Source organism: Gemmatimonadota bacterium, from assembly GCA_026706345.1.
Lineage (GTDB): Bacteria > JAAXHH01 > JAAXHH01 > JAAXHH01 > JAAXHH01 > JAAXHH01.
This window is the reverse complement of the sequence record JAPOYX010000006.1, coordinates 1-14,216: the sequence shown is the minus strand read 5'-3', so window position 1 is coordinate 14,216 and position 14,216 is coordinate 1. Positions and strand designations below refer to the sequence as shown.

Genomic DNA, 14,216 nt, shown 5'->3' with positions numbered 1-14,216 from the left:
GGCTGGATCTCCGCCGACGGTAAGCTCCTGGGCCGGTATGGAGCCGGTTGTTCCGGGACAGGAAGGCGACACCGTTACCATAATGGACTGCGCGACAACTCCGCATCCTGCATCGGCATTGGTGATCCTGACCGTTACCGTTATGGCATCCGCTCCGGCGCCCACGGGACTGACCGTCAGTGTGTTTCCCGTCATGCTCGCCGTCGCGATACTGGTATCCGAAGACGAGGCCGCGTATACGGGCGTGAAGCCGACAGGTAAGGTGAAGTATCCGGATACATCTATCCCGGCCGGATCTCCGCCGTCAGTAAGCTTCTGGGCCGGTATGGGGTCGGTTGTTCCCGGACAGTTGGGCGGCGGCGGATCCACCCTGACGTTGAATACCTGGCTGACTCCGGTTCCACATCCACATCTGGAAACCGTAACCGTAACCTGAGCGGTACCGGCGATACCGGGAGATATAGCCAGTGTGGTATCCGTCCGACTGGCTGTCGCCACGCCGGAGTTCGAGGACTCGATCGTGTAGGTTACATTGCTCCCGCCCAGGTTGGTGAAATGGGCGTTGAGGTTTACATCGACAGCGTTTCCGCCAGTTATCAACGACACGTTTCGGCTGGGATGAGACTGCTTTACCGCGGGACATTCGGAAGCCGAAGGCGCAGCTTCGACGGTTACGTTGAAATCCCTTGTGACATTGTCGCATCCGGTCGCGGTCGCCGTGACAGTGACCTTTCCGGTATGTCCCTGGGTTTTGGGCTCGATGGTCAGCGTGTCCCCGGATACGCTTACATTCGCAATCGTCGAATCCGGGTTGTTGACGCTGTAGGTAGGAGTGACGCCTTCCGGTATCGTGAAGTAGGACGATACATCCATCGTTACCGAACCCCCTCCCACGCACACCGAAGGGACCATAATGTCGTCGGTGTTTGCGGCTGGACAGGATGGCGTCGTAGTATCTTTCGGGGGACCCACGGTAAGCTCGAAGGCCCGCGAGACGTCGGTGCACCCGGTGGCGCTCGCCGTAATGTTGACGTTCCCGATGGACCCCTGACCGATGGGCGTAATGGTCAGCGTGTCCCCGGATACGCTGAATGTCGCTACATCCGAATTGGGATCGTTTACGTCGTAGGTCGCGGTGACGCCTGACGGAATCGTGAAGTAGACCGAAACGTCGACCTTTACCGAATCCCCGCCGGCGGACATAGGCGGGACCGTGACGGGCACGGTGTTTGCCGTCGGACAGGACGGCGGTGTAGTCTGTTCAGGCCCCACGACGACTCTGAAATCCTCCGAAATGGAATCCTCTTCGGTATCGGTTGCGGTTACCGTGACCTTTCCGATCTCTCCTTCGGATCTGGGGGCCACCGTCACCTCGCTGCCGGATATGCTGACTGCGGCGATTGAAGTATCCGGGTCGTCTACCGAAAAGGTGAGCGTATCTGAATCCGGGTCGGAGAACTTGCCCGAGACGTCGAAGCTCTCCGCCGGGCCGCCCACCCTGAGGTTTACGTCTGCAATGCTGTCCACAATCTCCGGAGCGCGATTCATCACGGACACGCTGATGGTCTGTGTAGCCGAAACCTTGTCGATGTCCTCGGCTTTCACCGTTATCGTCGCACTTCCCGAATTGCCGGAAACAATCGTTACGGTGTCGCCGGACACACTGGCGGTGGCCACGGCCGTATTGTTCGACGAGGCGCTGTATGTGAGCGAATCGCTGTCGGGATCGGTGAATTTGCCCGAAACGTCGACGCCTTGAGCGTGTCCGTTTTTATGGAGCATGACGGAACTGAATGAACCGCTAGCTTGCGGGGCTCTGTTAAGTACAGTGACGGTAAGGGTATCCGATACGGATCCGTTATGTGCGTCCATGGCGGTCACCGTAACGGTCGCGCTGCCACCGTCATTTTTGGAATCAATCGTCACCGTGCTTTCTGGCACGCTTGCGGTGACGATGTTCGTGTCGGCCGAAACGACCGAAAACGTCATTGGATCACCGTCGTCATCCGAGAAATGGCTGGATGCGTCGATGCTTGTCGAACTGTTCTTGTTAAGCGTTATGTCAGATATGCCCCGCGTAACTTTGGGAGGCCTGTTTTCTACCGCTACGTTGAAGCTGTGCTGTCTTCTTGCGTCATCCGTATCTTCGGCCGTCACGGTTATGCTGGTAGAGCCAAGTCCACCGGGATCAACAGATACATCGCTGCCCGAGACGCTGACTGTGGCCACGGACGAATCGCCCGACGAGGCGGTATAGGTGAGGGCGTCGTTATCAGGATCGCTGAAGTGATCTGACAAGTCTACGCTTTGAGCAGCCTGGTCTCTGTGGAACGTCATTGCAGGGATGATTTTTTGCAGTCGCGGAGGCGTGTTTATCACTCTGACGTCAAATTCCTGCTCGCCGGTGGCATCGTCGGTATCGGTCGCGGTAACCGTGATCGTGGCAGTACCTTTTGCCCCCGACGTGACGGTTACATTGCTGCCGGATACGCTGACGGTCGCCACGCTCGTTTTGGACGATGAGGCCGAGTAGGTGAGCGCGTCGCCGTTGGGATCGGTGAATTTGCCCGAGACAGAGACGCTCTTTGTCTTTCCGTTTTTGTACAGGGTTACATCGGAGATGTCTCCCTCGGGCCGCGGCGGGTTGTTTCTCACCGTGGCAGTGAAGTCCTGTGTGGCGGTGAGGCCGCCCGGGTCCCTGGCCGTGACGATGATCTTGCCCGTTGACCCGGTAGTTTTGGGTTTGACCGTGACGGTGCTACCCGAGATGGTCACGGTGACGATGGACGGATTCGGGTCGTTGACCGAATAGGTGAGGGTGTCGCCGTCGGGATCGGAGAACTTGCCCGACACGCTTCGGGTCGCCGAGGAGCCGCCCTTGCTGAGGGTGACATCTGAAATGTCCCCCACGGCCGTGGGCGCCCTGTTAACCGGGGGTGTCGGCGGGGGTGGCGGGGCCGCCTCCACGGTGGCGGTGAAGTCCTGGGTGGCGGTGAGGCCGTCCGGGTCGGTGGCGGTGACGACGATCTTGCCGGTCGTGCCGGCGGCGACGGGCGCGATCGTGACGGTGCTACCCGATATGGTCACCGTGACGATCGTCGGATTCGGGTCGTTGACCGAATAGGTGAGGGTGTCTCCGTCGGGGTCGGAGAAATTGCCGGACACGCTTCGGGTGGCCGAAGAGCCGCCCACCTGCAGCGTCACGTTGGAGATGGATCCGACCGTCGTGGGCGCCCTGTTCGCCGGGGGTGGCGGCGGGGCCGCCTCCACGGTGGCGGTGAAGTCCTGGGTGGCGGTAAGACCGCCCGGGTCCCTGGCCGTGACGACGATCTTTCCGGTCGTGCCGGCGGCGACGGGCGCGATCGTGACGGTGCTCCCTGAGATGCTCGTCGTCGCTATCGTCGAAGAAGGCGAATTGACCGAATAGGTGAGGGTATCTCCGTCGGGATCGGAGAACTTGCCGGACACGCTTCGGGTGGCCGAAGAGCCGCCCACCTGCAGCGTCACGTCGGTGATGGATCCGACCGCCGTGGGCGCCCGGTTCGGCGGCGGGGGCGGCGGGGGATTCTGCACCGTGACGTTGAAGTCCTGGGTGGCGGTGAGGCCGCCCGGGTCCCTCGCCGTGACGACGATCTTAGACGTGTTGCCCACGGCCACGGGCGCGACCGTGACGGTGCTTCCCGAGATGCTCACCGTGGCGATCGACGGACTCGGGTTGTTCACCGAATAGGTGAGGGTGTCTCCGTCGGGATCTGAGAAGTAAGACGAGGCGTTCACCGTCTGTGAAGACCCGCCGACGTAAAGCGTCCCGACGTCGATGTAGCTGACCGTCTGCGGCGCCCGGTTCTGCGGCGCCGCCGGGTAAGGCGGAGTCCCCGGCAACGCCCCTCGCGCGGCCGGTTCCGGCCACGACGCGAGCAGCATGAAACATAGTAAGACGCGAAGCATGATGTATCCTTTCATGGTATGCACCTGTTGGCAGATGAGTGGGTACCGGCCGGGCCCTCGCCCGGTCCGGGTTGTCAGTAGCTCCATATCGCCGGCCTGGGTATGCCCGGCGCCTTGTCGAGATCGTCGACGTGCACGTAGCGGCTCCTGTAGTCCCCCCGTTGCCTGATGCCGATGCCGGTGAAACCGAGCATCAGCGCCATGCGCACGAGCCGGTGCGCCCTGTCGCCCGAGATCGCGATGTCGACGGCCCGGCCGGCCACATGGGCCGAACGGGGCCGGCCACCCACCCTGGCGTTGTGCTCCGGCGACCTGTACGCCGAGGTGACGATGAGAGGGAAACCGAGTTCCTCGCGCAACAGCACGAGCCTGAGCATGAAGCGCTCGTCCATCTCGTGCCTGCCGGTGTCCGGCGAGGAGAGGACCTGGTTCGGGAAGTGCGGCCATGACTTCATGTGCAAACCTCCTCGTCTTCCCTCCCCGGCGCGGAGGGGCCTTGCGCCTCCGGGGAAGGAAGACCTTTTGTGTACTGCGGTGAACGATACGAACGCTTCCGCCCTGCGAAACCCGCGACCCGGGGTCTCGCGCCCGCTCCGCCGGCGGAGATCGGGCGCGGGGTGTCCCGTGCGGGATCGCCGGCGTCCGCGTTCATTGCGATAAATGGAAGGACGCCTGCCCCCCGGGCCGCTACCCGGATGGATCGCTCCTTCCCCTCCAACTGCGTGACGGCGCCGGACGGGCCGCCGTGTGCGGGCTTCGGACCTTCCCCGGCAACCCTTGCGCCTGCGTCGGGACCGTTGCCGGCCAATCTCGCATCCGCGTATTGCCACTTCATTCCTGCTCCTTGTGCCGGTCGAGCACGACCTCGTAGATCAGATCGATCTTGGCGGTCAGGTTCTCGATGTCCCGTTCGATCTTCGACAGACGGACCTCGCGCATCGTCATGCGGTCCACGAAGGGTGCGATGAACTTGAAGATGAAAATCCATAGCGCGACCAGGACGCCGATGACGACGATCCAGACCGAGACGTTCTCGGGCATTTCGAGTGGCTCCCGATCCTGCCTCGCGGCAGGCAGAGAAGTGAACAGAACGCCGCAACGGGCCAGCGCCCCGGCGCATATTCCGGCCGGGCGCGTCTCTTGCCGTGCGGGCGAGAAATCGGATTTGTCGGGTAAGGGCATAAAAAATCCCCGTGCCGTGGGTGGATCAGAAGTAGCACGGGGACGCTGAAGGTCCGCGGGGTGCGGGTCCGCTAAGGGACGCGAGGGTATTCTGATTCAGTTTTCAATCAGGCCCGTGCGCGTTGCACGGGCAGGATGACAGTACTATACATATGTTTTGTATATCTGTCAAGAGGGTTTTTCAAAAAACATTCGTTCTATTTTCCCGAATGCATGACTCAAGCTCCTTTCAATGCGCCCTGGTTCGTTGCCTTGCACCTGCGGCACCTGATGCTCCAGGGACGGGAGAAGTATCTGCCCAGCACGCGGCCGCATTTCCAGCACCGGGGCTGGTGGTCCGTAACCGGGGTGGGACCCGCGGGGCCGCCGGCCGGGGCCTCGTTCCCGCTTCTTCCGGCATGCGGTTCATCCGGCCTTGCGTCCTCCCTCGCGGCGACTCTCTGATCCGAGAGGGAATTAGTACGCACATCCGGATCTCCCGGCGTCGTGATCGTACCCTCACGGTCCCGGCGGGTTCCGCACACAGGGCAGTCCCAGTAGGAACGTTCGTCGATTACGCGAAGCATGAACCGGCCACAGCATTTGGGTGTATTGTTGTCTGTCATGAGACAAGACCTTTCTCCGTCCTCCCGGACGGCATGAATCGTACGGGGACGCTACAGTCCCTGTACGGAAAGTAGAAATGAAATATGTACAAAACATATGTTTAGTTATTATTCCCGTCTGTCAAGAGATTTTACATGTTTGAACTATTCATAAATTGGAAGCCGCTTGATTTTGCCTGTGTCGCGTGAAAGGCGGGATCCGGAAGTTATGGTAAGCGGTAGGAAGTTATGATAACCGGACGGGTCGCGCGGTCATCAAGGGCATTCCGGAGAAAGGTTTCAGAGGGAACGGGAATTGTTACGTGGAATGCTTGAGGCGAAACGCATACGCAGAAAAAACGCACCTGGCCGACACGGGCCTGGCCGGATCGCACGCAGAAAAAACGGCCCTGGCAGCGCGGTCCAGGTATGAGTCGCTGTTGCGGTCGGCCGGGCCGGGTACGGATGTGATCTGCGACGAGGTATCGGGCGATACTCATTGGGCAACTGTACAATTGTACAATGCCGGTTCGCGGCTGATTCGCGGCTGATTCGCGGGGCCAGCGCTATCCCCGGGAACCTTCTACCGTCCACGCGATGACCTGACGCATATCCGCGGGGGCACGCTGCGCTCTGAGCCGGTCCAGCGCGTCCGCCGCGCGGTAGGCCGCTTCTATTTCATCGGTCTGAAACGCGGTTCCGGTGTTGTGCAGGTACAACTCGGCGGGGGTCGCGAGCGCCGCCGCCGCGGCCAGGCCCCCGAGGCGGCGCAACACGGGTATGAACAGTTTCTCCTCGTACTCCTCATCGCTGTCCGTATCGAATCGGCCGGCATCGATCACGGCCCGGGTAATCTGCGGACAAAGCCCGCAGGCCAGCAGGCACCACGGTCCGGCAGCGCCTATGCCGACCAGGGATACCGACGTAGATTCGCTCGAGCGCCTGAGCCAGGCGACGGCCGTAAGGAGGTCCTGCACGCGGTTGGCGGTTGCGGTGCGGTTGTACGTCGAGAAGTAGGCGTGCTCCCCGGTGTCCGGCTCGCCGGTCTCCGGTTCACCATCCGCCAGACCCGTCAGAAACACGTCCACGACCAGGACCAGCCGGCCCTTTCCCAGGAGGTGCAGAATCAGCGGTCTGGGATCCCGTCCATTATCCTGCGTCAGTGCCGACGCACCCCCGGGATGCACGACGAGGACGGCGCCCCGGGGGAGGCCCGGCGGTCGAAACTCGGTATAGGGTACCCGGTCGCCGTGGTCCCTCCGGCCCATGTACCCGGAGTGGATGGCACAAACCCCGGCGCGGTGCCGGCCCCGAGGCGTCACGACCAAATCGTCATCGGACCTGTCGGGCGATCCGATGATCGATCGGAATCCGGCCGACATGACCTGCCGGAATCTGCGCAGGGACTTAGCGTCGGCGGGTTTCATCTTGTCGAGTTGTTTCCGAGCCCGCTCGATCCAGCCGCTCGTCAGGCCGTCTTCGTCGATCCAGACGTCCGGTTTCGTCTCGGGCGTAACGGCCAGCATCCTTTCCGGCGGTTCCACCTCTACGGTCCGATCAGAAAACCGATCGTCGCTTTCTTCCTCCAGCATCCACTTGCCGAACCAGGCGTATACGGCCTCGCGGCTTGCGGCATTGTAGTTATGGCCCGCGTCGATCTGTACTTCCGTCAGGCAGTCCTCGGCGTCGTAAAGCGCGTAGACCGCGCGGATGGCCGGGTACTCCAGCACGGGCGTGTTGACCGTCCAGTCACCCGTTGCCGATACCAGCAGGAGCGGCCGCGGCGCGGCCAGGGCGGCGATTTCCATGTTGTTCGTGTCGATACGCAGATTGGGGCCGTTCTCGCAGATGCAGCCCCCCTGCATATGCGCCGAGACCATGTTGACGGGTGCGGCGGCCTTCACCCGGTCGTCCACGGCGGTGAGCAGGAAGGTCTGCGTGCCGCCGCCGGAAGCCCCGGTACAGGCGATGCGGCTGTTGTCCACGTCCGGAAGCGACTGGAGAAAATCGATGGAACGCATGCCGTTCCAGAGCTGCAGCCCCATGAGGCTGAGTCCCCAGAGCAGCTTCCGGTCGTCGCCGAACGTCCGGTGCGCCAACTGCGTGCTGTCGTTGTAGCCGGCCATGGACCAGGCGAAGGCCACGTAACCCTGAAGGGCGAAGTTGATGCACCGCGCGGGGATCGAGCCGTCAGGCTCGTGGTTCAGCCTGCCTTCCGTCCAGTGCCCGTGGGGGTTCAGGATGGCCGGGCGGGGGTCTTCGTCGCCGGAGCCCTCGTCGCCGGCGGGACGGTACAGGTTTCCCGTCACGTAGAAACCGGGCAGGCTCTGGAACCGCACGTTTTCGATGCTGTATCCTTCGCGTTCGACCCGGTGCGTGATCTCCGCGTTCAGCAGACTCCGGGTGGGGTTCGGCCAGAGCCCCATGCTGACCAGGATGTGCTCCCGGAGCGACCGGGCCCGCTTCTCCCAGGCTTCCTTCGTGGCCGGCGCGACGAATTCGCAGGACAGGTTCAGGTGGCGTATCTCGGTCCCGCGGCGATCGACGGGGGGCAGGGGATCATGACTGTACATGGTGGGCTCCGAAGGATAAACATCAAGCGATGCGCCGCCGGGTACGCGCTGGGAGCGTTCGCATCGCGTGCGGTTGTGTGCGGCGCAGGCAAGCAAAATCTGCTCAGGGTACGTTCCAGGGCCCGTCCGGCCGCTGGCATTCCGCGCCGGCGGGCGGGAGGAACCGGCGAAGATGGCGGCAACCCAGGGCGAATCCGGGCAGTCCCGGCATGCCGCGGTCCTCGTTCTCGACGCAGAGGACGTAGTCATAGCCCGACTCGACCAGTGCGCCGATGACCGTGCCCCAATTGAGCTGGCCCCGGCCCGGCACGCGGTACTGCCACCACCAGTTTCCGATGATGCCCTGGCGGAACAGCATGGCAGGACTCACCTCGGCGTCCTTCACGTCCGCGTAGACCCATTTGCCCGCGAACATGCGGATGGCGTCCTCGGCGGGCAGGATCATCATCCACAGCCAGTGGGAGGGATCGCAGGAAAGGCCCAGGTGATCGGACGGCACCGCGTCGAGCACCCGCTCCCACATCTCCGGGTTACAGGCGATGTTGCCCATGCGCACCGCGCCGTCCAGGGCAATGGTGACGCCGTGGTCTTCGGCCAGCTCTACGATGGGTTCATAACGCGCCCGGAACCGTTCCACCAGTTCCATGGACCGGTCGCCGGGATTCCCCGGAGGTGAGGAAAACTGTCCATAGAAATGCCAGCCCACCGGGCTGCCCGCATGGGTGACGACCACCGGCGCGCCCAGGGCCGAGGCCGCCAGGATGGCCTTGCGCAACCGGTCTTCCGCCGCGTCCGCCTGTTCCGCGTCGTCGTCCAGGAGGTTGTTGTGGGCCGATAGCGCGGCGAGATAGACGCCGTGAGACTTCAGGGTGTCGTTGACTTCGCCGGGTCCGTCCGCAAGTACGCGCTCCGGGTCGACGGCGCCGCCGGCCGAAAGCCGCACCGCGTCGAATCCGTTCTCCTTCGCCCACCGGGCGCATTCATCGAGAGACCAGGCATCCCCTCCCGCGCTCGTGAAAAAACTGAGGTCCATGCCGCGCCTTACTCCGTCGCGGACGCGTATCGGTCCGTCGGCGTCTTGACCAGTTGCAGCGAGGGGATGTACCCTTCCTGCTCGATGTAGTAATGGGCGTGCTCGTGACACCCCGGCGGTTTCGTCCCGTCGACGACATTGATCGTGAAGTCTTCGCTGTTCGTCCCGTCGCTGCCGTGTTCGAAACCCGCGGGGATCATCCAGACGTCCCCCGCTTCCAGGATGAAATCCTCCCGGTTGCCGTCGTGATCGATCCAGAAACCCGTCCCGCTTCCTTTCAGGATCAGCCAGGTCTCGTCGTGGTCATGGAAGTGCTTCTCGCAGGTGGGCAGGAGGAATCCGCTATTCAGCAGGGCCTTGTGGTGGGCCATGGGGGTCCTTTCTGATTTTCGTGGAGTTGCGTTGAACGGATATTCCATCGAAAGTCGCGGTTATCCGAGCATCGCAAGTTGCGGACCTTTTTCATATGACTTTACAAAAGTGCATTATACGACCGCCTTAAGATCACATCAAGGATCAATGGGAACGTGTGTGATCCCAGGTAACGTCATGGCTCGGAATCCTGAATAATGGAATTCACCTCGGTAAAACGAAGTACACGGGCATGAGGCAGGTCCGGGGTGAGCTCTCCCGCATAGATGACGTACCCCTTCTGAGCAGTGGGCGCGATTTTTCGGAATCGCGTGATTCCCTTAACGAATTCCGTATTGAAGGTCATGGCCGATTTGATCTCTATGGGGATCAGCTGCCGGTTCCGCCTGAATAACAGATCGACTTCATCGCCCCGGTTGTCGCGGTAGAAGTAGAGTTCGGGTTCTCTGCCCGCGTTGAGTCTGGATTTCAAAGCTTCGATGACGACCATGTTCTCGAAGAGATTGCCGAGCAGCGGGTCCCGGGACGCATGCGCGGGCGATTCGATGCCGAGCAGGTAGGAAGCCAGTCCGACATCGGTGAAATAGACCTTCGGCGATTTGATGATGCGCTTGCCGAAGTTCTCGAAATAGGGATTCAGCCTGAAGACGGCGTGCGATGCTTCCAGTACCGACAGCCATTCCTTCAGCGTGGTGCTCGACACGCCCAGGTCGCCGGCCAGCGCGTGGAGGTTCAGTACCTGGCCGACGCGACCGGCAAGCAGACGCATGAAATGTTCAAAATCCGTCAGCCTTCGGATGTTAATCATTTGCCTGATGTCGCGCTCGATGTAAGTTTGACAGTAGCTGCGGTATAGTCGGGTCGGATCGACGTTTTCGTCGTACAGCCGTGGCATGAACCCCTGGTGGATGTACTCGTCCCGCGTGCAGTGGATGCCGGCGGTTTCGAGTTCCGATATGGACAGGGGCAACAGGCGGAGGAGGGCGGTTCGGCCGGCCAGGGATTGGGAAACCGCTTCCTGCAGACGCAACTGGTGGCTGCCCGTGAGAATGAACTGCCCGCGTTTCCGGCTGCTGTCGGCGAGGACCTGGATGACGGACAATAGTTCGGGAACGCGCTGGATCTCGTCAATTATGACGGGCGGCGGAAACTGGGAGAAGAAGGCGTGCGGATCGCTCATGGCAAGCTGGCGTGCGTCGGGCGCTTCCAGGTTCGCATAGGCATGGTCGGGGAAATGCATCCGCGCCAGCGTGGTCTTGCCCGCCTGACGCGGCCCGATGATGGTCACCACGGGGAATTCTGCCGCTGTTGCTGGAAGCTCGCCGGCGATTTGTCTTGAAATCATGGCAACAGTCCCGGTTCTTGTTTAATACACCCGCACGAGATCAAAATACCGGCATTACTGTACAATTTTCAAGTTCAATTTGAAATTTGTACAAAAACACGCTTTAAAACGCCGCAAGCATCCCTACGTTCGATACGGAAAGAGGCTCCCCACATGCCAGACTACCTGCCCCTCGACCTTTCCGCCCTGTGTAACGCAGGACTCGACGTCTTGGAGGAGAAGCCCAACACGCCCATCGGCGATCAGTTGTGCCGCGGCCTTCCCTTCCGGGTAAACGACGATCCCGCGAACTGTTTCATCGCGTTCGATAAGGCCTCCGGCAGCGTCACCATTCCGGTCAACAGCCGGGCCACCGGCCTGATCCTCGCCCATCGCCTCCTGAAGTCCGACCTGATGGAAGGCGGCCCGCTGGGGATCCCCGTCGCGGACTACGTGTTCCGGCTGGCGGGCGAAGAGGCAATCCGCGTTCCCATCCGCGAACGCTTTGAAATCGCCCATATTTCCCTGGGCGGAAAGCCTTTCGTTGCGCTCCCGGATCAGGGTCAGGTCAAGATGCGGCGCCACGAGGGGCATTGGGGCGACATGGGCCGGCGTCAGACGGAAGTCACGGGAGACTATTCCAGGGGATATTTTCTCTGGGCCTGGCGGAACCCCCATCCCGATCACGAGATCGAGTCGCTGGAGGTCGTTCCAAAAGGTCCCCGGTTCATCATCGCCGGACTGACGGTCTCGCAGGCCAACGAGCATCCCTTCGTCCGCCAGGGAAAACGCGAGGCGCGCCTTACGCTGACCGATCCCGAAGACGCCGAAAAGCCCTTCGACCTGCGCGTGGACGTGGACCGGGGGGTCGCGTCCTACGTTCACCCGTTGCCCGAGGCTTCGGCCGATGATTTCGTCGGCGATGATTTCGCCGGGTGGGGCGAGACGCAGAACCCGAAGTCGAGCCCGGCCTACGTCGAAGTGGCGGCCATCCCGTCCGCGACGGTGACGGTGAAGCAGGGCGAGGAAACCGTCGGCGCGGTCAAATGGGGCGACGTCGAGCAGAAGAAGGTGGTGGAGACGCCGCGCATGCGCGTGGAACTCCTCGACCGGGGGCGGAACTGGGTAAACGTTACCGTCCTCGATGACGACACGGGAAGGCCGGTTCCGTGCCGCGTGCATTTCCGCTCGCCGGAAGGCATCCCCTACCAGCCCTATGGCCACCACAACCAGGTCAATTCCAACCTGGACACTTGGCACATCGACATCGGCGGAGACCTCCGGCTGGGACAGATCACCTACGCGTACATCGACGGCAAGTGCCAGGGGTGGCTGCCCCGCGGCGAGGTCATCGTGGACGTGGCGCGGGGGTTCGAGTACGAGCCGCTGCGGACCCGGGTGAAGATCGAACCCGGGCAGCAGGAACTGACCCTGCGGCTCAAGCGCTGGGTGAACATGAACGCGCAAGGGTGGTACAGCGGGGATTCGCACGTCCACTTCCTTTCGACACAGGGCAGTCACACGGAATCCCAGGGAGAGGACCTGAACATCGTGAACCTGCTCCCCTCGCAGTGGGGCAATCTCTTCACGAACACGGAGGATTTCACGGGCCGGCCGAGTGTTTCCCAGGACGGAAACAACATCGTCTACGTCGGTCAGGAGAACCGCCAGCACTTCCTGGGCCACCTCATCCTGTGGGGCCTGAAAGAGCCTGTAATGCCCTGGTGCAGCGACGGTCCCGGCGAGGCCGAACTGGGCGGAACCCTCGAAATAACCATGAGCGACTGGGCGGACCAGTGCCACGCCCAGGGCGGCTCGGTCATCATCCCCCATCTTCCGAATCCGAACGGCGAGCCCGCGGCGCTGATCGCCACGGGCCGCGTGGACGGCGTCGAGATGCTGCGCCACCAGCCCTTCAACCACATCGAGTACTACCGCTATCTCAACTGCGGCTACAAGTTGCCGCTCGTGGGCGGGACGGACAAGATGAGCAGCGATGTGCCGGTGGGGCTGTACCGCACCTACGCCTACATGCCCGACCAGAACTTCACCTACGACAACTGGTGCAACGCCGTCTCGCAGGGGCGCACCTTCCACAGCGGCGGCCCCATCATCCACCTCTCCGTGGACGGCCACCAGGTCGGCGATACCGTGCAGGTGTCGGGTCCCGGAACGGTGGAGGTCCAGGCTTGGTCGGAGAGCATCTTCCCGATCCATACGCTGGAAATCGTCCAGGGCGGACGGGTCGTGGCCTCCACGGAGGACCGCAAAGGAACGCGCAGGCTGGAGTTGAAGGCGCGGGTGAAGGTGGACGGACACACCTGGCTGGCCGCGAGATGCGCGGGGCCGGACTACACGAGCGTGCCCCATCACGACGGCTGGGGACGGGGGATCTTCGCCCACACCTCGCCGGTCTACGTCGCCTGCGGGGGCGAGTGGTGGATGTTCGACAAGGACGCCGCCCAGTACATGCTCACCCTCATCGACGGCGACCTGCAGTACATCCGCCGGACCGCGGCGCGGCACGAGCCCGGCACGGCCACGCACCATCACGGCGAGGAAGATCATCTCGCCTACCTGGAGCGACCCTTTGTCGAGGCCCGGGAGGCGATTCACCGGAGGATGCACCTGCTCGGGATTCCGCATTAGGGGCCTTGGCAGCGCCGGGCGATCGTTCTTTGCAGCGTCGGCAGATCGTCATGAGCGGCCCGGGTGGAATGGACTGGGCGGAATGAGCGGCGTCCGCCGATCACACTTTACAGCGCCGGGCGAACGTCATCAGTAGATCATTAGGAGATCACAGGAGCTAATAGGAGAGCGCGACATGAAATCCAATAACGAAGTACGTATCGGCTGTGTACAGACACCTGCTTCCGCGACCTTTGACGAGGCCATCGAGGTCGCCTGCCGCCTGACGGGCGACGCGGTGGCGGAGGGCGCTGAACTGGTGTGCCTGCCGGAGTTCTGCGGCGGCCTCAGGACCGACAACGGCATGATTTGTCCGCCATCGGCGCCGGAGGCAGGCCATCCCGTGGTCGCGGCCCTGCGGGATTTCACGCGGAACGCCGGCGTGTGGACGCTCATCGGCTCGGTGGCGGTGGACGGTCTCGACGGCCGGCTCATCAACCGCGGTTTCCTGGTAGACGACCAGGGGGAGATCCGCGCGCGCTACGACAAGATCCACCTGTTTGACGTGGACC

Annotated in this window: 10 protein-coding genes; 2 read left to right on the top strand and 8 right to left on the bottom strand. The window is 62.4% G+C overall.

From position 1 onward, the window contains the following. From OXG98_00355 to OXG98_00320, 8 genes are all read right to left on the bottom strand, one after another. Positions 1–3,963: hypothetical protein (locus OXG98_00355; GenBank protein ID MCY3770465.1), on the bottom strand; the 3,963-nt coding region annotated here is incomplete at its 3' end. Between the two features lie 59 nt (positions 3,964–4,022). Then, positions 4,023–4,403 carry a D-Ala-D-Ala carboxypeptidase family metallohydrolase gene (locus tag OXG98_00350; GenBank protein ID MCY3770464.1) on the bottom strand — a complete coding sequence of 127 codons (381 nt, stop codon included), beginning with the start codon at positions 4,401–4,403 and terminating at the stop codon, positions 4,023–4,025. Then, positions 4,400–4,783, bottom strand: a complete 384-nt coding sequence (locus OXG98_00345; protein MCY3770463.1) for a hypothetical protein — start codon at positions 4,781–4,783, stop codon at positions 4,400–4,402. The genes OXG98_00350 and OXG98_00345 overlap by 4 nt, the downstream gene beginning before the upstream one ends. Then, positions 4,780–4,989, bottom strand: a complete 210-nt coding sequence (locus tag OXG98_00340) for a hypothetical protein (GenBank protein ID MCY3770462.1) — start codon at positions 4,987–4,989, stop codon at positions 4,780–4,782. Before OXG98_00340 ends, OXG98_00345 begins: the two co-directional genes overlap by 4 nt. Positions 4,990–6,280: 1,291 nt before the next feature. Next, a complete protein-coding gene (locus OXG98_00335; GenBank protein ID MCY3770461.1) occupies positions 6,281–8,287 on the bottom strand; it encodes an acetylxylan esterase in 2,007 nt (668 codons plus the stop codon). A 103-nt stretch (positions 8,288–8,390) separates the two neighbouring features. Further along, positions 8,391–9,320 carry a sugar phosphate isomerase/epimerase gene (locus tag OXG98_00330; protein MCY3770460.1) on the bottom strand — a complete coding sequence of 310 codons (930 nt, stop codon included), beginning with the start codon at positions 9,318–9,320 and terminating at the stop codon, positions 8,391–8,393. Between the two features lie 8 nt (positions 9,321–9,328). Continuing rightward, positions 9,329–9,691, bottom strand: a complete 363-nt coding sequence (locus OXG98_00325; protein ID MCY3770459.1) for a cupin domain-containing protein — start codon at positions 9,689–9,691, stop codon at positions 9,329–9,331. Positions 9,692–9,867: 176 nt separating this feature from the next. Further along, positions 9,868–11,037: an ATP-binding protein gene (locus tag OXG98_00320; protein MCY3770458.1), complete on the bottom strand. Its 1,170-nt coding sequence runs from the start codon at positions 11,035–11,037 to the stop codon at positions 9,868–9,870. Between the two features lie 153 nt (positions 11,038–11,190). Between OXG98_00320 and OXG98_00315 the strand changes: the two genes are divergently transcribed. Then, entirely contained in the window at positions 11,191–13,665 is a 2,475-nt protein-coding gene (locus OXG98_00315) for a CehA/McbA family metallohydrolase (GenBank protein MCY3770457.1), read from the top strand. 175 nt (positions 13,666–13,840) lie between these two features. Next, positions 13,841–14,216: carbon-nitrogen hydrolase family protein (locus OXG98_00310; GenBank protein ID MCY3770456.1), on the top strand; the 376-nt coding region annotated here is incomplete at its 3' end.

What these genes read in the sequence shown, in the direction of transcription:
- OXG98_00340 (MCY3770462.1), bottom strand. Translation starts at nt 4,989, where the DNA reads ATGCCCGAGAACGTCTCGGTCTGGATCGTCGTCATCGGCGTCCTGGTC.
- OXG98_00320 (MCY3770458.1), bottom strand. Translation starts at nt 11,037, where the DNA reads ATGATTTCAAGACAAATCGCCGGCGAGCTTCCAGCAACAGCGGCAGAA.
- OXG98_00350 (MCY3770464.1), bottom strand. Translation starts at nt 4,403, where the DNA reads ATGAAGTCATGGCCGCACTTCCCGAACCAGGTCCTCTCCTCGCCGGAC.
- OXG98_00325 (MCY3770459.1), bottom strand. Translation starts at nt 9,691, where the DNA reads ATGGCCCACCACAAGGCCCTGCTGAATAGCGGATTCCTCCTGCCCACC.
- OXG98_00335 (MCY3770461.1), bottom strand. Translation starts at nt 8,287, where the DNA reads ATGTACAGTCATGATCCCCTGCCCCCCGTCGATCGCCGCGGGACCGAG.
- OXG98_00345 (MCY3770463.1), bottom strand. Translation starts at nt 4,783, where the DNA reads ATGAAGTGGCAATACGCGGATGCGAGATTGGCCGGCAACGGTCCCGAC.
- OXG98_00315 (MCY3770457.1), top strand. Translation starts at nt 11,191, where the DNA reads ATGCCAGACTACCTGCCCCTCGACCTTTCCGCCCTGTGTAACGCAGGA.
- OXG98_00330 (MCY3770460.1), bottom strand. Translation starts at nt 9,320, where the DNA reads ATGGACCTCAGTTTTTTCACGAGCGCGGGAGGGGATGCCTGGTCTCTC.